Genomic DNA, 18,227 nt, shown 5'->3' on the forward strand with positions numbered 1-18,227 from the left:
GAGCAGCGCGACTCGGGCGCGAGGAGACCATCGATGAGGAGCGGCATGGAACCACAGGTCGAGGCACATGAGGTGGGGCTGGACCCCGGTCGGCTCGGTCGTATCGACGCCTATCTGCGACGATACGTCGACGATGGACTGTTGCCGGGATGGCAGCTGGCCATCAGCCGCGGCGGCAGGATCGCGCACGCCTCGTCCTACGGACTCCGGCATCGCGAGGACTCGGTGCCGGTCGGCGACGACTCCTTGTTCCGGATCTACTCCATGACCAAGCCCATCGTCTCGGTGGCGGCGATGATGCTCTACGAGCACGGGGCCTTCCAGCTCAGCGACCCGGTCGGCGACATCATCCCGTCCTTCGCCGACCTCTCGGTCTACAGCGGCGGAAGCGATCTGCGACCCTCCACGGTGCCGGCCGCCGAGCCGATGCGCATGGTCCACCTGCTGACCCATACCTCCGGGCTGACCTATGGCTTCGTCCGCCAGCATCCCGTGGACGCGCTCTACCGTTCCCACGGCCTCGATGGCAGCGGCGGTCTCGATCTGGCCGCCCTCTGCGATCGACTGGCGGGACTGCCGCTGTTGTTCGAGCCGGGTTCCAGGTGGGCCTACTCGATGGCCTCGGACGTCCTCGGTCGGGTAGTGGAGGTGCTCAGCGGGCAGAGCGTGGAGTCCTTCCTCGCGTCGCGGATCTTCGAGCCGCTGGGGATGACCGAGACGCGATTCGGCATCGAGGAGTCGGCGGTAACACGGCTCGCGCGGCTGTACTCGCTTACCCAGTCCGGACTGGAGCCGGCCGACCATCTCGCCGAGACGGTGGATCGTCCGGCCTACCCGGGCGGGGGCGGTGGACTGATCAGCTCCGCGCGGGACTACCACCGGTTCACCCAGATGCTCCTGCGCGGTGGCGAGCTGGACGGCCAGCGGCTGCTCGGTCCGCGCATCGTCGACTTCATGACGCGCAATCACCTCCCCGGCGGTGTCGATCTTCAGACCTACGGTCCGCCGGTGTACTCGGAGTCGACGATGCGGGGCGTCGGTTTCGGGCTGGGATTCTCGGTCGATCTCGATGCCGCCGCCGCGGGACGGCCGGGCAGCCCGGGCACGTACGGCTGGGGCGGCATGGCCGGAACGCGGTTCTGGGTGGATCCGGCCGAGGAGCTGACGGCGCTGTTCTTCACGCAGGCGTTCACCGGCAGACCGCTCCCCGTGCGTGAAGGGTTGCGTCAGCTGGTCTACCAGGCCATCGTCTAGGGCTCACTCCGCCGCGTGCGCGGCGGCGATGATGCGGTGGAGGAGGGCGTTGGCGTGGTCGAGGTCGTCCTCGGTCATGCCGAGTCGTTCGAGCATGGCCGGAGGCACGTCGAGTGCGCGTGAGCGCAGCGCCCGTCCGTCCGCGGTCAGGGTGATCTGCAGCGAGCGTTGGTCGTGGGGTGAGCGCACGCGCTCGACGAGCCCCATCTGCTCGAGTCTCTTGACGAGGGGCGAGGCGGTGCCCGGGTCGAGTGACAGCGTGGTGCTGAGCTCGCTCAGGCCGAGGCCGTCGTTCTGCCAGAGCGCGAGCATCACGAGGTACTGCGGGTGGGTCAGCCCGAGGGGTTCGAGGGCGGGCTTGTAGGCGGCGATCACCGAGCGCGCTGCCACGGCGAGGGCGAAGCACACCTGTTCGTCGAGGGCGAGAGGATCGCGGTCGGCGGGCACGCGGGCAGTCTAGTGTCCCGCGCGCAGATCGCTCGGCGAGCCGTCGAGGCTGACAACTCCTACGATCGACGGAGGGGTGAGACGCGTCACTGCCCCGAAGGAGGTGGATCGCCATGGATGATCCCTCGCTCGGGACGATCTTCCTGGCCGAGGCCGTCGGCACCGGCATCCTGGTCCTGCTCGGCGGGGGCGTGGTGGCGACCGCGCTGCTCGCCAAGTCCAAGGGCCTCGACGGCGGCTGGCTGATGATCAACTTCGGCTGGGGTCTCGGTGTCTTCGCCGGCGTCAGCGTCGCCTATGCGTCGGGCGCGCACCTGAACCCGGCCGTCTCGGTGGGGCTGCTCGTCACGGGCGAGATCGACGTCGTCCAGTTCGCGGTCTACGTGGCCGCGCAGCTGATCGGCGCCTTCGTCGGCGCCTGCCTGGTCTTCCTCGCGTACAAGCAGCACTTCGATGCGGAGGAGGACACGACCAAGAAGTTCTCGGTGTTCTCCACGGCCCCGGAGATCCGTTCGTACCGGTGGAACATGGTGACCGAGACGATCGCGACCTTCGTCCTCGTCTTCGTGGTGATCGCGTTCAGCCGGGTGGGCGACACCGGTTCGGACGCTCCGGCCGGGCTGGCCGCACTCGGCGCGATGCCTGTCGCGCTCCTCGTCGTCGGTATCGGCGCCTCGCTCGGCGGTCCGACCGGCTACGCCATCAATCCGGCCCGTGACCTCGGTCCGCGTATCGCGCACGCCGTGCTGCCCATCAAGGGCAAGGGCACGAGCGACTGGGCCTACGCCTGGGTGCCGATCCTCGGACCCCTGCTCGGCGGCCTGCTCGCGGGCCTCGCCTCCTATCCTCTGTTGCCCCTGCTGTCCTGACCCGCGACCCCCAAGGAGAGACCCATGACCCAGTACGTGATGGCCATCGACCAAGGCACCACGTCCAGCCGCGCCATCCTCTTCGACCACGACGGCGCCGTCGTCAGCACCGGTCAGATCGAGCACGAGCAGATCTTCCCCCATGCCGGTTGGGTCGAGCACGATCCGAAGGAGATCTGGGACAACACTCGCGAGGTCATCGGCCAGGCCCTGAGCCGCGCCAATGTCACCCGCCACAATGTCGAGGCCATCGGCATCACCAATCAGCGCGAGACGACCGTCGTATGGGACAAGAACACCGGCGAGGCGGTCTACAACGCGATCGTCTGGCAGGACACTCGCACGCAGAAGATCGTGGACGAGCTCGCCGAGGACGGCGGCACCGAGCGCTTCAAGGAGACCACGGGTCTCCCGCTGGCCACCTACTTCGCGGGCACCAAGGTCAAGTGGATCCTCGACAATGTCGACGGCGCCCGCGAGCGGGCCGAGGCCGGCGATCTCCTGTTCGGGACCACCGACACCTGGGTGCTGTGGAATCTCACCGGCGGCACCGACGGGGGCGTGCACGTCACCGATGTCACCAATGCGTCACGCACCCTGTTCATGGATCTGGAGAGCCGCACCTGGGACGAGGACATCCTCGAGGTCTTCGGCGTCCCCACGTCGATGCTGCCGGAGATCAAGTCCTCGAGCGAGGTGTACGGGCACGCGCACTCGGAGTCGTTGCTGCGTGAGACCCCGATCGCGGGCATCCTCGGCGATCAGCAGGCCGCCACCTTCGGTCAGGCGGCCTTCGATCGCGGCGGCGCCAAGAACACCTACGGCACCGGCAACTTCCTGATCGTCAACACGGGCCATGAGATCGTCAAGTCCGATAGCGGGCTCATCACCACGCTCGCCTATCAGCTCGGCGACGACGAGCCCTACTACGCGCTGGAGGGGTCGATCGCCGTGACCGGCTCGCTCGTGCAGTGGCTGCGCGACAATCTGGGCATCATCTCCTCGGCCCCGGAGATCGAGCAGCTGGCGGAGTCCGTCGAGGACAACGGCGGCGCCTACTTCGTTCCGGCGTTCTCGGGCCTGTTCGCACCGTACTGGCGCCCGGACGCGCGTGGTGCCCTCGTGGGCCTCACCCGGTACATCAACAAGGGGCACATCGCTCGCGCGGTCCTGGAGGCCACGGCCTATCAGACCGCGGAGGTGCTGGACGCTGTCAACTCCGATGCGGAGGTGCCGTTGACGGAGCTGAGGGTGGACGGCGGCATGACCGCCAACGACACGTTGATGCAGTTCCAGGCCGACATCCTGCGGGTTCCGGTGGTGCGCCCGGTGGTCGTGGAGACGACCGCCCTCGGTGCGGCCTACGCGGCGGGCCTGGCCGTCGGCTTCTGGGAGAGCACCGAGGAGCTGGAGCGCAACTGGCAGGAGGACGAGCGCTGGGAGCCCGCGATGGACGAGGCAGAGCGCGACCGGCTCTACCGCAACTGGAAGAAGGCCGTCACCAAGACCTTCGACTGGGTGGACGATGACGTCGACTGATCCTCACATCGTCGGGTCACTCGACATCGCACGGGCCCAGGGCACAGCGGTGCCGACTCCGACGCCCGCCGCGGACCCCACGAAAAGTTGTCATGTGGGTGATAAATATGCGGCGTACGTGTTCGCATCGTGGGATTTTCCCGCTCAGAGCTTGTCTCGATTTGGCGCGCGCCTCGTGGCTCGCTAGCGTGGCCTCAGCGCCCACCGCGCCCGGCTTGGTCGCTGGCGCGGCCATTCGTTCTCGAGCTGGCCGCGACGAGAGCGCGGTGGGCCGCCTCTTCTCCGGACGGGCCGCATCGGTGTCATCGATGCGGCCCATCTCGTTCACGGCAGGAGCAGTGCCGAGTGCCGGGGGCGCGGAGCGGTCGGCTTTCCGGCCGCGTACTCCTCGGTGCTGACGCCGGTCACATCGCCGGGGTCGCGTCCCTCCTCGGCGAAGACCTCGCGCGCGATGTCGGCCCAGGACCTCGGCTCGCCGGGGCCGGTGACGTGGTGCACGCCGAACGGGGCTCGGTCGTCCAGCAGACGGAGGATGCCCGCGGCGAGATCGTCGGCGTGGGTCAGGCGGCCGATCTGGTCGTCCACCACGGACGGACTCACGCCGTCGCGCGCGAGCCGCCGCATCGTCTCCACGAAGTTCTTGCCGTCGCCGATCACCCAGCTGGTGCGCACGATGTAGTGCCGCGGCACCGTCGAGGTGACGGCCTCGCCTGCCGCCTTGGTCTGGCCGTAGACCCCGAGCGGCGACAGCGGCTCGTCGGTCGGGTGCTCCTCGACCGTGCCGTCGAAGACGTAGTCGCTCGACACGTTCACCAGCGTCAGTCCCCGCTCGATGGCGATGCGGGCGAGGGCGGCCACACCCGTCACATTCACCGCCCAGGCGTCGCGGCGTCCCTCGGGAGTCTCGGCGCCGTCGACATTCGTGTACGCGGCGGCGTTGATGATCGTCTGCACGTCGTCCCATGGCACGGCGTCGAGGGTCGACGGATCGGCGAGATCGACGGTGGAGCGGTCGTAGAAGGTGAGGTCGGGCCTGGCCTTGCGCATCGCGCGCCCCAGTTGGCCGTTCGCGCCGATCACGACCGTCTGCTTGGCGGGCATCGGGGTGACATCGGCGAGCAGCGGATGTCCCTTGTCCTTCTCGGACATCTCGGCGATCTCCGCGGGCCACGGGATCGCGAGGGCCGGGTCGAGCAGATTGACATTGGTGTAGGTGGCATCCGCGCGCCAGTGCGCGTTGACGAGATAGGAGTAGGCCGTGCGGTCCTCCAGCACCTGGAAGGAGTTGGCCACTCCGCGCGGCACGAACACCGCGGTCTCGGGGTTCAGCTCGATCCAGAAGGTGCGCCCGAAGGACTCGCCCTCGCGCAGATCCACCCAGGCGCCGAAGGCACGTCCCGCGGCCACGGACACGAACTTGTCCCACGGCTCGGCATGGATGCCACGGATGGTGCCGGCGTCGGCATTGAACGAGACATTGTTCTGCACGGGCCCGAAGTCCGGCAGTCCCAGCGCGGTCATCTTCGAGCGTTGCCAGTTCTCCTTGAACCAGCCGCGGTTGTCGCCGTGCAGGTCCAGGTGGACGACGAGCAGCCCGGGGATCTCGGTGGTGTCGACGCTGACCATCACTGTCCCTTCGCCGCGTAGCCGGCCTCGACGGCGGCCTTCTTCGGCCGCCACCAGCTCTCGTGATCGCGGTACCACTGCACGGTCTGCTCCAGTCCATCGGAGAAGTCGGTGAAGCGCGGCGACCACCCCAGCTCGGTGCGCAGCTTGGTCGAGTCGATCGCGTAGCGCAGATCGTGACCGGCGCGGTCGGTGACATGGTCGAAATCGTCGGCGTCACGCCCGAACAGTCGCAGCAGCATCTCGACGACCTGCTTGTTGGTCTTCTCGCCGTCGGCGCCGATGAGATACGTCTCGCCGATGCGTCCCTGCTCCAGGATCGTCAGCACGGCGCTGGAGTGGTCCTCGGCGTGGATCCAGTCGCGGACATTGGCGCCGTCGCCGTACACGCGCGGACGGATGCCGTCGATGAGGCCGGTGATCTGGCGGGGAATGAACTTCTCGATGTGCTGCCAGGGTCCGTAGTTGTTCGAGCAGTTCGAGATGGTCGCGCGCACGCCGAAGGAGCGCACCCACGCGCGCACGAGCAGATCCGAACCGGCCTTGGTGGAGGAGTACGGGCTCGACGGGTTGTAGGGCGTGGACTCGGTGAACCGGTTGGGGTCGTCGAACTCCAGATCGCCGTAGACCTCGTCGGTGGAGATGTGGTGCAGCCGGACATCGTGCTTGCGGGCGGCCTCCAGCAGTGTGTAGGTACCGATGATGTTGGTGTCGAGGAAGGGCCGCGGTCCGTCGAGGGAGTTGTCATTGTGCGACTCGGCGGCGTAGTGCACGATCGCGTCGTGCGTGCCCGCGAGCTCGTCGACGAGCTCGGCATCGGCGATATCGCCGACGACGAGGTTCACCTGGTCCTCGGGGAGTCCGGCGATGCTCTCCCTGCTGCCGGCATAGGTCAGTTTGTCCAGGACGGTGACCCGCAGGTCCGTCTCGCGCACCAGATGGTGCACGAAATTCGATCCGATGAACCCGGCGCCACCGGTGACCACGATCTTCTCCATGCTCTGACGCTACCAATCGATCCCGTGCCGGCCCCGGGATCCCGGTAGGCTCGGCACCATGCGCGGAATCATCCTGGCCGGGGGCACCGGATCTCGGCTGCACCCCATCACCCTGGGGGTGAGCAAGCAGCTCGTCCCCGTGTACGACAAGCCGATGATCTACTACCCGTTGTCGACGTTGATGACGGCGGGCATCCGCGACATCCTCGTCATCACCACGCCGCACGACGCGGCCCAGTTCGAGCGGCTGCTCGGCGACGGCTCGCATCTGGGCGTGAACATCACCTTCGCCCAGCAGCCGAGCCCCGACGGACTGGCCCAGGCCTTCGTCATCGGCGAGGAGCACATCGGCTCCGAGGGCGCGGCGCTCGTGCTCGGCGACAACATCTTCTACGGGGCCGGTGTCGGCACGAGCCTGCACCGCTTCGATGAGACCGAGGGGGCGGCGGTCTTCGGCTACTGGGTGTCCGACCCCACCGCGTACGGCGTCGTGGAGTTCGACGACTCCGGGCGGGCGATCTCCCTGGAGGAGAAGCCGCCGTCGCCCAAGAGCAATTACGCGGTGCCGGGGCTGTACTTCTACGACAACTCGGTCGTCGAGCGGGCCAAGCGCCTGCGCCCCTCGGCCCGCGGGGAGCTGGAGATCACCGATCTCAATCGTCTCTACCTCGATGAGGGCAAGCTCCAGGTCGAGGTGCTGCCGCGCGGAACGGCCTGGCTCGACACGGGCACCTTCGACGACCTCGCGGATGCCGGTGCCTTCGTGCGCACGATCGAGAAGAGGCAGGGACTCAAGATCGCCTGCCCCGAGGAGATCGCCTGGCGTCAGGGCTGGCTGAGCGCCGATGAGCTGCGTGCGCGCGCCGAGCCGCTGGTCAAGAGCGGTTACGGCCAGTACCTGCTCGAGCTGCTGTCCTGAGGCAACGGGGGCCGGCTCCGCGGTGAGACGATGCTCGGGTCGCCGGGAGTCGTCACCGAAGGATTGATCGCACTGCTCACCTCGTCGCCACGTATCGCCTTCCTGGACATCGACGGCACGATCGTCGACCACGACGAGTCGATCGCCGATTCGACCGTCGAGGCCATCCGCTCCGCGCGGGCGCGGGGACATCTGGTGTTCATCTCCACGGGGCGGAGCGCGCCGGAGGTGTACCCGTGGATCCGCGAGATCGGCTTCGATGGTGAGATCACCGCAGGCGGCGGTTTCGTCGAGCGTGCCGGTGACCTGATCGTCGAGCAGACCATGCCCGAGCGGCTGGTCGAGGAGATCACGGAGCTGCTGAAGGCCCTGGACCTCGACTACTACCTGCAGTCGCACCAGGGGGTCGAGCCGCACGGGCGCGTGGCCGAACGGCTCGATGAGGTGCTGGTGGCGCACGGTGCCGCGGCGCCGTCGCAGCATGCCGTGGCGCGGATCTTCGCCGACAACCGGATGCACGGCCGCGGCGAGGTCGCCAAGGCGGTGTTCATCGGCGACTCGCAGGAGGACTTCGGCCGGGTGGAGGCAGCGGTCCACGGCGAGCTGCGCGATGCCGTGGACCTCATCACCGGGACGATCGCCTATCTCGGCAGCGCGAGCGGCGAGATCTCACCGCGCGGGGTCAACAAGGGCACGGCGATCCTCCGCGCCCTCGATCACCTGGGGCTTGATCCGGCACAGGCGATCGGCATCGGCGACAGCCGCAATGACGTGGAGATGCTGCGGATCTGCGGCGTCGGGATCGCGATGGCGGGAGCCGCTCCCGAGGTCGTGGCGGCGGCGGATGAGATGACCTCGGGCGTCATGGACGGCGGTGTCTGGAACGCCTTTCGCCGCCACCAGCTGATCTGACGCGCACTGCCCATCGGGGCCGGGAAAATAGTTCTTGCCACATCACTGGCATTGCACTAGCGTCGCACTAACATTTCAGTTCGATGTGAGCTGTGTCGCAGATCTGGAGGAATGCCCCCGTGAAAGAGAACTACGATCCGACGTCGTTCTTCGAGTTCCTGAAGTACCGCCCCGCGAACCTGCCGTACTTCTGCCCGGACCAGAAGGGGCTCACTGTCTTCTGCCGAGGCCGTCGCGAACAGCTCGAGGAGATCCTCGAGCCCACGCCCTTCGAGCTGGTCGACGATCGCTTCGCCGTCGTCGTCACGGACTTCCGGAACAACTCCAGCTACCCGTACCACGATGCCGGCATCCTGCTGGCCGTCCGCTTCGGCGACACCGTCGGCGGCAGTTTCCTGTTCGAGTTCGAGGATCAGCACTTCACGGTCGCCTCCGGTCGTGAGAAGTGGGGCTACCCGAAGGTCTATGCGCACGCCGGACTCGATGCCGACGACACCACGGCCCGCGGCCGGGTCTTCCTCGGCGACGACGTGCACTTGGACATCTCGGTGGACCTGACGGCCGAGGCCGACCCGAGTGCCTGGCAGGACCTGGCGCTCTACCCGCACCTGCAGATCCGCGCAGTCCCGGAGTTCGACGGCCCCGGGTTCGAGAGCTTCCAGGTACTGAGCCGTGACACCAGCGCCGATTACACGCTGACCTCCCGGCACATCGGTCCGGCCACCGTCGAGCTCGGCGACGCCGTCTCGTTCCGCGGCAAGCGCCTCGATGTCCTCGAGGTGCTCGGCGGCGAGTACAAGGTCGGCGACTTCGCGGCGACCGAAGAGAACACCAAGCCGACCCTGCTCGCCGATCTGGCCCGGGTCTGACCACCTCATCTGACAAGGAGATCCCCATGCGTCTTCACAAGCTCACCGCCCTCGCCGGCGGACTGGTGCTGACCGCGTCATTGGCCGCGTGCGGCGGCAGCAGCGACGGCAGCGACGACGCGGCCTCCGGCGGCTACGGCCGCTGCGATGTCGCACCGCAGGACGACTCGTTGACCTTCGAGCCGGCGGTGGACGGCCAGCTCACGGTGGCTGTCCCGCTGCCCTCGCCGAACGGCTACCAGGGCGATACGCCCGAGAGCATCGACGGCGGCTACATGTACTGCATGGCGGCCGATATCGCCTCGCGCGCGGGCCTGGAGAAGGTCGTCGTCAAGAACACGTCCTTCGAGTCGATCGTCACCGGGCGCGGCGGCGACTTCGACATCGCCATCTGGAACGTCATCCGTACCGACGAGCGCGCCGAGGCGGTCGACTTCTCCGAGCCGTACATGCTCATCCCGTCGGCCGTGGCCGTGAAGGAGGGCGAGGAGCTCGACGAGGGCGATCTCGCCGACGCCCAGATCGGCGTGCTCATCGGCTCCTTCCAGGAGACGCTCGCCAAGGAGAAGATCCAGCCGAGCCAGCCGGTGCGCCAGTTCCAGTCCAATGAGGACATGTTCACCGCTCTGCGCGCCGGCCAGGTCGATGTGGTGCTGCAGGACCTCACGACCCTGATGCCGGCGGCGAAGGCCTCCGGCGGCGGCTTCGAGGTCATCGCCAAGTTCGAGGAGGGCGGCGAGCCCGGTGTGGTGCTGCCGAAGGATTCGCCCAACACCGCGACCGTCGACAGCATCGTCGCCGACTGGCTCGACAGCGGCGACCTCGACGCGATCTTCGAGGAGTGGCTGAACCCGATCCTCGGCGGTGACCCGAACGACGTGCCGGTGTGGACGGCGTGATGACCTCCGTCCCCCAGGAGACGGTGGAGGCGAGCAGCTCAGCGACGCTGCTCGCCCCGCCGCCCCGCACCGACCGGCTGATCGCGGCCGCGTCGATCCTCACCGTGATCGCGCTCGCCGTCAGCTATCTCGCGGTGTCGGTCGCGACGAGCAAGACCCCCGGCTCGATCCGGCTGCTGGCGACGATCGGCGTGCTGCTGATCGTCGTCGGCGTGCTCGGCGCTTCGCTCGCGGCGGCGACCAAGGCCGCCGGGGCCTCCCGCGCCGCGCGCCGCGCCGGTGACATCGTCTCCGCGCGTCACGCCGCCGCCCGGTCCCGCCACCACTCGCTGCGCTCGATGGCCTACAGCGGCTTCTTCGTCATCCTGGCCGCGGTGGTGCTGCTGGTCTGCGCCGACGACTTCGCCGTCCAGGAGACCTTCTTCCGCTGGGATCTGATCCAGCTGAGTGCGGGGGACATCACCAAGGCGTTCGCGATCAACGTGCTCATCGCGTGCTCGGCGCAGATCCTGGCCATGCTCTTCGGCCTCGTGCTCGCGATCGGCCGCTCCCTGCCCGGGGACAGCTTCCGCCCCCTGCGGGTCCTCGCGGTGATGTACATCGACGGATTCCGCTCCCTGCCGGCGATCGTCGTCATCTATCTGATCTGTCTGGGGCTGCCGCTCTCCGGCGTGCCCGTGATCAGCGACGCCAACCCGATCGCCTACGCGATCATCGCCCTGTCGATGACCTTCAGCGCCTACAACGCCGAGCTGTTCCGTTCGGGCATGGAGTCGATCCACCACAGCCAGATCTCGGCGGCCTACTCGCTGGGCATGTCGCCGGCCTCGGTGTACCGGCTCGTCGTGCTGCCGCAGGTGGCGCGCCGGCTCGCTCCGGCGATGCTCGGTGCCTTCGTCATGTTGCAGAAGGACACGGCGCTGGTCAATATCGTGGGCATCGTCGACGCCTTCCAGCAGTCGAAGATCTACTCCGGCAACTACTACAACCTCTCCTCGATCGTGGTCGTGTGCGTGCTGTTCATCGCCTGCACCATCCCGCAGACCCGATTCGTGGACTATCAGCTCGCCAAGGCCCGCCGGAGGGAGACCGCATGAGTGAGCGCCAGCGAGTGAATCATCGACGGGGTGTCATGCCGGCATCTCGCTACCGTTCTCTTTTCTGCGAGGTGTCGGCATGAGTGACCAGCAGTTGGTCCAGCTGGACCGGGTGACCAAGAAGTACGGCGAGCATGTCGTTCTCCGCGATATCGACCTGGAGGTCCGCCAGCACGAGGTCATCACGCTGATCGGCGCATCCGGTTCCGGCAAGTCGACGCTGCTGCGCTGCGTCAACGGCCTGGAGGAGATCCAGGGCGGCCGCATCCTGTTCGACGGCGATGTCGTGTCCGGGCCGGGCGTGGACCTGGTGGCGCTGCGTCGCCAGGTCGGCATGGTGTTCCAGAGCTTCAACCTGTTCCCGCACATGTCGGTGCTCAAGAACTGCACGGTCGCACCGGTCAAGAACGGCCAGGTGAACGAGGCGACCGCCAGGACGGCCGCCATGGAGATGCTCCAGCGGGTCGGACTGGCCGACAAGGCCGACTCCTTCCCCGACCGGTTGTCGGGCGGCCAGCAGCAGCGCGTCGCGATCGCGCGGAGCCTGCTCATGCAGCCCCGTGTGCTGCTGCTCGACGAGATCACCTCCGCCCTCGACCCCGAGCTGGTGGTGGAGGTCTTGGATCTGGTCCGCGAGCTCGCGCACGGTGGAATGACGATGATCCTCACGACCCACGAGATGTCCTTCGCGCGTGAGATCTCCGACCGCGTGTGCTTCTTGAGTCGTGGCACAATCGTCGAACAGGGGCCGCCGGAGCAGATCTTCGGTGCGCCGGTGGAGGCGGCTACGCAGCAGTTCCTGCGGCGCGTGACGGAGGCGGGACGTTTGTGACTCACACGGGGACGGACGCGACACCGCAGGTGAGCCTGAGCACGCAGGCCTACCTGACCCTTCGCGATCGGCTGGTGTCGCTGCACTACGCGCCGATGGAGCCGCTCAACGAGCGCGCGCTGAGCGAGGAACTGGGTATCGGCTTGACGCCGATCCGCGAGGCCTTGCGTCGCCTTCAGCACGAGAAGCTGGTGGAGATCTACCCCCGGCGCGGCACCTTCGCCTCGGGCATCGGGCTGAACGACCAGCAGCTCATCCAGGAGATCCGCCTGGAGCTGGAGGCGCTGGCCGCCCGGCTGGTGTGTGAGCGGGCGACGATGGGTGAGCGCGACCAGCTGGCGGCATTCGCCGCGAACGTGGGGGGCACTCGCAAGGAGCGCATCGACAAGGACGCGCGCTTCCACCGCGAGTTCTATCGCCTCACGCACAATCGCTTCCTGGAGGCGGCGCTCAATCAGCACTACAACCTCGCCCTCAAGGTCTGGTACCTCTGCGTGCAGTCGCTGTCTCCCGATCAGGAGATACGGGTGGACCACTCCGAGCTCGCGCAGGCCATCATCGACAACGATGCCGAGGCGGCGGTCGAGGCTGTGCGTCACCACATCGTCTCGTCCGCCGAACGCGTGCGCTTGCTGATGTCGGGCGGCCCTCGCCCCCGCTCCGTCTAGCCGATGGCCCCGGAGATCGTGCAGGCGTACGAGTTTCTGGGGTTATTCGGGAAATGGCCAGACAAAGATGGCGGTATCGCGTAGGATCGTACCGAGGTCCGGCACCGGCGGGCCGACGTCTCGACGTCAGTCTCCCGATCCCCCCGATGAGCCGGTGCCGGACCTCTCCACGATCTCCTAGATCACGCCGAGAGCGAGCATGGCATCGGCCACGCGCGTGAAACCGGCGATATTGGCGCCGAGTACGTAGTCGCCCGGGGTGCCGTACTCCTCGGCGGTCTCGGCGCACCGCTCGTGAATGCCGTCCATGATGTCCGACAGCCGCTGCTCGGTGTACTCGAAGCTCCACGAGTCGCGGGACGCGTTCTGCTGCATCTCCAAGGCCGAAGTGGCGACACCGCCGGCGTTGGCGGCCTTGCCCGGCGCGAAGAGCACGCCGGCATCGCGGAACAGGCGGACGGCCTCGGGAGTGGTGGGCATGTTCGCCCCCTCCGCGACCGCCGTGACGCCGCCGTTCAGCAGTGACTTCGCGTCGGACTCCGAGATCTCGTTCTGGGTCGCACAGGGGAGAGCGACATCGATCGGCGTCTCATCGGCGACGGACCAGACGCGCCGGCCGTCGCGGTACTGCGCGCCGAGGCGCTCGTCGGCATAGGCCGAGATGCGGTCGCGGCGACGCTCCTTGATGTCACGCAACAGGTCGAGGTCGATGCCCTCCGGGTCGTAGATGGACCCGGCGGAGTCGGATGCGCCGACGACGAGGCCGCCGAACTCCTTGACCTTCTCGGCGGCGTAGATGGCGACATTGCCGGACCCGGACACCAGCACCTTCGCTCCGTCGAGCGAGCGACCGGCGAGCTCCAGCATCCGCCGGGCGAAGAAGACCGTGCCGTAGCCCGTGGCCTCGGTGCGCACCAGCGACCCGCCCCAGGTCAGCCCCTTGCCGGTGAGGACACCGGACTCGTAGGCATTCGTCATCCGCTTGTACTGGCCGAAGAGATAGCCGATCTCGCGACCGCCCACACCGATGTCGCCCGCCGGGACGTCGGTGTACTCGCCGAGATGCTGGCTGAGCTCGGTCATGAAGGACTGGCAGAAGCGCATGATCTCGCCATCGCTCTTGCCCTTGGGATCGAAATCGCTGCCGCCCTTGCCGCCGCCGATGGGCATGCCGGTGAGCGCGTTCTTGAAGATCTGCTCGAAGCCGAGGAACTTGACCGTCCCGAGCATCACCGTCGGGTGGAACCGCAGCCCGCCCTTGTAGGGGCCGAGGGCGGAGTTGAACTGCACGCGGAAGCCGCGGTTGATCTGCACGCGGCCGTTGTCGTCGACCCACGGCACACGGAAGATGATCTGGCGCTCGGGCTCGCACAGTCGCTGCAGGATCGAGGCCTCGGTGTACTCGGGGCGCTTGGAGAGGACGCGCGGCAGCGAGTCGAAGACCTCGCGCACGGCTTGGTGGAATTCGTCTTCGCCGGGGTTGCGTGCGAGCACCTGCTCGAGGATGGCGTCGATCTGATCGTTGCTCATGCGGGCCTTTCTCTGCATGGTCGCCGGAATGACGACGATGACGAACAGATTACGGCGCGTTACGCGCACGTCACGCGACGGGGCGTGGACGGTCGTACACTGAGCCCCGTGAGGGCGACCCTCGAAGGTCTCAGCGCGTTCTTCGGACGGCGAAGCGGCACGGGGATCGTGTTCGCGATCGTGGCCTACCAGCAATCCCTCACGCCCTCGCTGCTGCCGCGCACCTGGTTGGCCCAGGGGGTCATCAGCGGCCTGGGTGTCGTGGTCCTCTATCTGCTCGGTGCCGGGCTCGGCCGGCTGGCCGCGGCCGTGTTCGATGGTCCGCGACTCGAGCGGATCCGCCGATGGCGCGTGGTCATCGGCTGGGCGGGCGTCGTCGCGTTGCCGCTGCTGTTGCTGTTGAGCGTCCCTGGCCGGCAGGAGGAGTGGCGCGCCCTCGGCTATGACGTGACCGATCGCTTCCTGTACCTGGGTGTTGTCGTCGTCGTGATCGCGGTGCTCGTCGTCTGCGGTCTCGTCATCGCCGGCCTGCGGTGGATCTATCACCGGATCTTCCGAGGGGTGTCGAGGATCGTGCCGCTGTCGATCGCCGCGACGGTGAGCGTGCTGGTGACGATCCTGGTGACGGTGCTCGCGGTGAACGAGTTCGCCTACACGAGGTTCATGGACGGCATCAACGAGGCGCGATCGGGTGCTGATATCGAGGTCGGCGAGGAGGAGCCGGCCGACCCGCGAGCCTCCGATGTCGTCGACTGGGCGTCGCTCGGGCGGGAGGGACGACGGTTCATCACCCGGGCGCCGAGCACGGGTGAGCTCGAGCGTTTCGCCGGTCGCGAGCCGATGGAGCCGGTCAGGGTGTTCGTGGGACGTGCCTCGGATCCGGGCTTCGACGGTCGCGCGGCCCTCGCAGTGGAGGAGTTGGAGCGATCGGGCGGCTTCGAGCGGTCGGTCCTGTTGGTCGTCACTCCCACCGGCACCGGCTGGGTCAACGAGCAGATCGTGCAGCCGGTGGAGTACTTCCATGCCGGAGACACCGCGACGGTGGCGGTGCAGTACTCGCATCTGCCGAGTCCGGTCGCGTATGTGTCGGAGCAGCACGCGGCGGTCGACAGCGCCACGGCGCTGATCGATGCCGTCACCGCGCGCCTGGAGCAGGTGCCCGAGGATGAGCGGCCGTTGTTGCTGGTGGCGGGGGAGAGCCTCGGCGCCTACGGGGGCACCGGTGCCTTCGAGAACCTCGATGAGCTCGTGCGGCGCGTCGACGGTTCGCTGTGGGTCGGTACGCCGCCGATGTCGAATCTGCGCCGCGAGGCCGAGCGGCGCCGGGACCCCGGATCGTTGCAGATCCGTCCGCGGATCGAGCGTTTGCCGCAGCTCGTCGTCGGCGGTCGCGAGTCGGAGTTCGAGGGGACCGTGGCGACCCATGCCTTCCTGCAGTTCGCCGATGATCCGATCGTCTGGTGGGATGCGCGGCTGTTGTGGCGGCGTCCGGACTGGCTGTCCGAGCCCTTGGACTCCCGGGTGATGCCGGGGATCTCCTGGCGTCCGGTGACCACCTTCTTGCAGCTGACCGCCGACCAGGTCGTCGGGACGGAGTTCGGCGAGGGCTGGGGGCATCGCTACGGGACGATGCCGCTGATGACGTGGTACGAGACCTTGGATCCGGCCGGATGGGATGCCACCCGGCTCGCGGCCTTGCGCGCGCACCTCGATGAGATCGCCGACAGTTTCCACGGGCCGGTCGAGTAGCCGCCGCCGGTTTACCGATTTCGCCTCCAAGCGCGGTCACGAACCGCTACTCTCCGGCCAGGGGATCTCGCGCACTGGGCGTGGGGTCTGGGAGGAGAACTGAAGAATGAGGACCAATGTGCGCCGTCGGGCGCGCCCGGCGATCGCGGGCGGTCTGTTCGCGGTGATGCTGGCCGGTGGGGTGGCTCCGGCCGTCGCCGAGACCGTGGTCGATCCGGTGGTGGAGGCGGAGGACGTGCAGCCGCAGCCCCTCGAGGAGCCGGTGGAGCAGGAGATCGCCCCCGGTGACGAGGAGGCGGAGGGCGAGTACGTCCCGGTGGTTCCCGAGGTCGAGCAGGAAGCCGGGCCGGTCGTCGAGGAGGTCACGGCGTCCGAGGCGTCGGAGGCCGAGCGTCTCAAGCCCTTCGCGGCGGATCCGCCGCAGGTCACGCTGGCCCAGTCCACGCTCTCGGCGACGAAGGCCCGGTCCTTGAACGAGGGGGCGGGGCTGAGTGTCGGGGTCGGTCCGCACCCCGAGCCGGGTGAGTACCGCATCCTCGTCGACGGGGAGGAGCAGGCGCTCGGGAGCGCGGGTGAGGGCGGACAGCTGACGTGGCGCACGCTGCCGCGGACGCCGGGCACCTACGAGGTGGTGGTCAGGGCCCCGAGCAGTGAGCTCTCCGACCCGGTCACGTTGACCATCGTCGCCGACCCCGTGGTGGTCACCCCGGGCTTCACCAATGACCGCATCGTGCAGCACCGCGGCTACCAGATCGAGGCCGAGGGCTTCGCTCCCGACGAACCGGTATCGGTGACCGCATTGCACGGGTTCACCTATACGAATGGCAAGGCCGACTCGACCGGCAAGCTGCGCTTCTACATCAACGCGCAGTCCGAGGCCGAGAGTCTCGGCGAGGCCCCGCTCCTGACCCTCGAAAGCCCTACGCGCAAGGTCGAGCAGGTCGTGGAGCGTCGCGATCCGAGCTTCCAGGTGCCCCAGCGCGTCAGTCTCCTGGACCTGCTCTTCGAGGATGTCGTCATCACCGGTGAGAACCTTCCGGAAGAGTTCCCCGTCACCCTCGAGATCGACGGTGAGGAGATCGATACGGTGCGGGTCGCGGGCGGTCGAGTCGAGTTCTGGGTGCCCGGCTATCTCGAGGTCGGCGATCACGAGGTACGGATCTACGACCACGTCGGCGTGCTCCGGGAGTCGACCTTGGAGATCGTCGATGCGGAGTTCGAGACCGATCTGACCAGCAATATCGCCGGGCGCTGGCTGGACCGCGCCACGCACGCGCGGCACGGTTTCGACGTGCGTATCGAGGGCATCGAGCCTGGGTCCTACGGTTTCGTGGCCCTGCTCGACGCGGAGGGGGATCCCCTGGCCATCACGGATGCGGAGGCAGATGACGACGGTGCCGTGGACCTGGAGCTTCCGGGGGAGTTCTTCGAGGAGATCGAGGCCGGCGACTACACGGTCGAGGCGTTGTTCTTCGCCGAGATGCCGATGCTGATGTCGGTGACGCCGATGGCCGCGCCGAGGGTCCAGTTCCTGCTCGACGACTTCGTGCTGACCGATCTCTCGGTCGATGCGCCGGAGACCGTCACCCAGCAGCAGCTCACCGATGGTGTGCTGGTGGGTGGGATGGGCTTCCAGCCCGGCGAGCCGGTCACGATCGTGGTCAACGATCTCGTCGCCGGTGAGCAGCTCGCCGGTGCGGACACCGGTGTCGAGCTCGGCCTGCCGGCGTCGATCCCGGCCGGGAAGGCCGAGATCCTCTTGGTCAGTGAGGCGGGACATGTCAGCACGACGGTGACCGTGGTCGACGCTCCGGTGGCTCCGAGCGCGGACGACGAGCCTGCGGCGGCGGTGAAGCCCGCCGCCGTCCGTGGACGACTGCCTGCCACGGGAGCGGAGGTCTCGGGCGGGCTCCTCGCCTCGGCGGCGCTCCTGGTGCTCGCGGGTGCGGCCGTGCTGAGTCGTCAGCGACGCCGGGTCTGACTCGTCGACTCGAGACGGCTGGTGAGATCGGAGGTGCT

16 protein-coding genes are annotated in these 18,227 nt (G+C 67.9%); 12 read left to right on the forward strand and 4 right to left on the reverse strand.

Annotated features, from left to right (window positions below; translation table 11 throughout):
- Positions 1-45 precede the first annotated feature (45 nt).
- Positions 46-1,254 carry a serine hydrolase gene (locus JL108_RS07815; protein WP_240190797.1) on the forward strand — a complete coding sequence of 403 codons (1,209 nt, stop codon included), beginning with the start codon at positions 46-48 and terminating at the stop codon, positions 1,252-1,254.
- Positions 1,255-1,257: 3 nt separating this feature from the next.
- On the opposite strand, the gene JL108_RS07820 is transcribed toward JL108_RS07815, so the two are convergent.
- Positions 1,258-1,701 carry a MarR family winged helix-turn-helix transcriptional regulator gene (locus JL108_RS07820; RefSeq protein WP_143913925.1) on the reverse strand — a complete coding sequence of 148 codons (444 nt, stop codon included), beginning with the start codon at positions 1,699-1,701 and terminating at the stop codon, positions 1,258-1,260.
- Between the two features lie 113 nt (positions 1,702-1,814).
- Here JL108_RS07820 and JL108_RS07825 point away from each other — a divergent pair, with 113 nt between their 5' ends.
- Positions 1,815-2,570 (forward strand): MIP/aquaporin family protein, encoded by a 756-nt coding sequence (locus JL108_RS07825; RefSeq protein ID WP_205197760.1) that lies wholly within the window; start codon positions 1,815-1,817, stop codon positions 2,568-2,570.
- 24 nt (positions 2,571-2,594) lie between these two features.
- Positions 2,595-4,109 (forward strand): glycerol kinase GlpK, encoded by a 1,515-nt coding sequence (gene glpK / locus JL108_RS07830; RefSeq protein ID WP_143913923.1) that lies wholly within the window; start codon positions 2,595-2,597, stop codon positions 4,107-4,109.
- A 324-nt stretch (positions 4,110-4,433) separates the two neighbouring features.
- On the opposite strand, the gene JL108_RS07835 is transcribed toward glpK, so the two are convergent.
- Together JL108_RS07835 and rfbB are read right to left on the reverse strand one after the other, a co-directional pair.
- Entirely contained in the window at positions 4,434-5,735 is a 1,302-nt protein-coding gene (locus JL108_RS07835) for a bifunctional dTDP-4-dehydrorhamnose 3,5-epimerase family protein/NAD(P)-dependent oxidoreductase (protein WP_205197761.1), read from the reverse strand.
- On the reverse strand, positions 5,735-6,733 hold the full coding sequence (gene rfbB / locus JL108_RS07840) for a dTDP-glucose 4,6-dehydratase (RefSeq protein WP_205197762.1): 999 nt from the start codon (positions 6,731-6,733) through the stop codon (positions 5,735-5,737). The genes JL108_RS07835 and rfbB overlap by 1 nt, the downstream gene beginning before the upstream one ends.
- A gap of 58 nt (positions 6,734-6,791) precedes the next feature.
- Here rfbB and rfbA point away from each other — a divergent pair, with 58 nt between their 5' ends.
- From rfbA to JL108_RS07875, 7 genes are all read left to right on the forward strand, one after another.
- Complete coding sequence (gene rfbA / locus JL108_RS07845; protein ID WP_205197763.1) at positions 6,792-7,652, forward strand: glucose-1-phosphate thymidylyltransferase RfbA; 861 nt, start codon at positions 6,792-6,794, stop codon at positions 7,650-7,652.
- A 30-nt stretch (positions 7,653-7,682) separates the two neighbouring features.
- The gene (locus JL108_RS07850) at positions 7,683-8,564 is read left to right on the forward strand and encodes a Cof-type HAD-IIB family hydrolase (protein ID WP_205197764.1); all 882 of its coding nucleotides are present in this window, start codon (positions 7,683-7,685) and stop codon (positions 8,562-8,564) included.
- Positions 8,565-8,683: 119 nt separating this feature from the next.
- On the forward strand, positions 8,684-9,433 hold the full coding sequence (locus JL108_RS07855) for an acetoacetate decarboxylase family protein (protein WP_205197765.1): 750 nt from the start codon (positions 8,684-8,686) through the stop codon (positions 9,431-9,433).
- A 26-nt stretch (positions 9,434-9,459) separates the two neighbouring features.
- A complete protein-coding gene (locus JL108_RS07860) occupies positions 9,460-10,332 on the forward strand; it encodes an ABC transporter substrate-binding protein (RefSeq protein WP_205197766.1) in 873 nt (290 codons plus the stop codon).
- Positions 10,332-11,429: an amino acid ABC transporter permease gene (locus tag JL108_RS07865; protein WP_205197767.1), complete on the forward strand. Its 1,098-nt coding sequence runs from the start codon at positions 10,332-10,334 to the stop codon at positions 11,427-11,429. The genes JL108_RS07860 and JL108_RS07865 overlap by 1 nt, the downstream gene beginning before the upstream one ends.
- Positions 11,430-11,508: 79 nt before the next feature.
- Positions 11,509-12,261 (forward strand): amino acid ABC transporter ATP-binding protein, encoded by a 753-nt coding sequence (locus tag JL108_RS07870; protein ID WP_143913915.1) that lies wholly within the window; start codon positions 11,509-11,511, stop codon positions 12,259-12,261.
- Positions 12,258-12,929, forward strand: a complete 672-nt coding sequence (locus tag JL108_RS07875; RefSeq protein ID WP_205197768.1) for a GntR family transcriptional regulator — start codon at positions 12,258-12,260, stop codon at positions 12,927-12,929. The genes JL108_RS07870 and JL108_RS07875 overlap by 4 nt, the downstream gene beginning before the upstream one ends.
- A gap of 177 nt (positions 12,930-13,106) precedes the next feature.
- Here the strand turns inward: JL108_RS07875 and gdhA are convergent, their stop codons facing one another.
- Positions 13,107-14,459: an NADP-specific glutamate dehydrogenase gene (gene gdhA / locus JL108_RS07880; protein ID WP_205197769.1), complete on the reverse strand. Its 1,353-nt coding sequence runs from the start codon at positions 14,457-14,459 to the stop codon at positions 13,107-13,109.
- 108 nt (positions 14,460-14,567) lie between these two features.
- On the opposite strand from gdhA, the gene JL108_RS07885 reads away from it, so the two are divergent.
- Positions 14,568-16,208: an alpha/beta-hydrolase family protein gene (locus JL108_RS07885; RefSeq protein ID WP_205197770.1), complete on the forward strand. Its 1,641-nt coding sequence runs from the start codon at positions 14,568-14,570 to the stop codon at positions 16,206-16,208.
- Between the two features lie 106 nt (positions 16,209-16,314).
- On the forward strand, positions 16,315-18,189 hold the full coding sequence (locus JL108_RS07890; protein WP_205197771.1) for an LPXTG cell wall anchor domain-containing protein: 1,875 nt from the start codon (positions 16,315-16,317) through the stop codon (positions 18,187-18,189).
- The last annotated feature ends 38 nt before the right edge of the window (positions 18,190-18,227 follow it).

The sequence above is a fragment of the Aeromicrobium sp. YIM 150415 genome, from assembly GCF_016918125.1.
In the GTDB taxonomy this organism is placed as follows: domain Bacteria; phylum Actinomycetota; class Actinomycetes; order Propionibacteriales; family Nocardioidaceae; genus Aeromicrobium; species Aeromicrobium piscarium.

What these genes read in the sequence shown, in the direction of transcription:
- JL108_RS07815 (WP_240190797.1), top strand. Translation starts at nt 46, where the DNA reads ATGGAACCACAGGTCGAGGCACATGAGGTGGGGCTGGACCCCGGTCGG.
- JL108_RS07825 (WP_205197760.1), top strand. Translation starts at nt 1,815, where the DNA reads ATGGATGATCCCTCGCTCGGGACGATCTTCCTGGCCGAGGCCGTCGGC.
- glpK (WP_143913923.1), top strand. Translation starts at nt 2,595, where the DNA reads ATGACCCAGTACGTGATGGCCATCGACCAAGGCACCACGTCCAGCCGC.
- JL108_RS07835 (WP_205197761.1), bottom strand. Translation starts at nt 5,735, where the DNA reads ATGGTCAGCGTCGACACCACCGAGATCCCCGGGCTGCTCGTCGTCCAC.
- rfbB (WP_205197762.1), bottom strand. Translation starts at nt 6,733, where the DNA reads ATGGAGAAGATCGTGGTCACCGGTGGCGCCGGGTTCATCGGATCGAAT.
- rfbA (WP_205197763.1), top strand. Translation starts at nt 6,792, where the DNA reads ATGCGCGGAATCATCCTGGCCGGGGGCACCGGATCTCGGCTGCACCCC.
- JL108_RS07850 (WP_205197764.1), top strand. Translation starts at nt 7,683, where the DNA reads ATGCTCGGGTCGCCGGGAGTCGTCACCGAAGGATTGATCGCACTGCTC.
- JL108_RS07860 (WP_205197766.1), top strand. Translation starts at nt 9,460, where the DNA reads ATGCGTCTTCACAAGCTCACCGCCCTCGCCGGCGGACTGGTGCTGACC.
- JL108_RS07865 (WP_205197767.1), top strand. Translation starts at nt 10,332, where the DNA reads ATGACCTCCGTCCCCCAGGAGACGGTGGAGGCGAGCAGCTCAGCGACG.
- JL108_RS07870 (WP_143913915.1), top strand. Translation starts at nt 11,509, where the DNA reads ATGAGTGACCAGCAGTTGGTCCAGCTGGACCGGGTGACCAAGAAGTAC.
- gdhA (WP_205197769.1), bottom strand. Translation starts at nt 14,459, where the DNA reads ATGAGCAACGATCAGATCGACGCCATCCTCGAGCAGGTGCTCGCACGC.
- JL108_RS07890 (WP_205197771.1), top strand. Translation starts at nt 16,315, where the DNA reads ATGAGGACCAATGTGCGCCGTCGGGCGCGCCCGGCGATCGCGGGCGGT.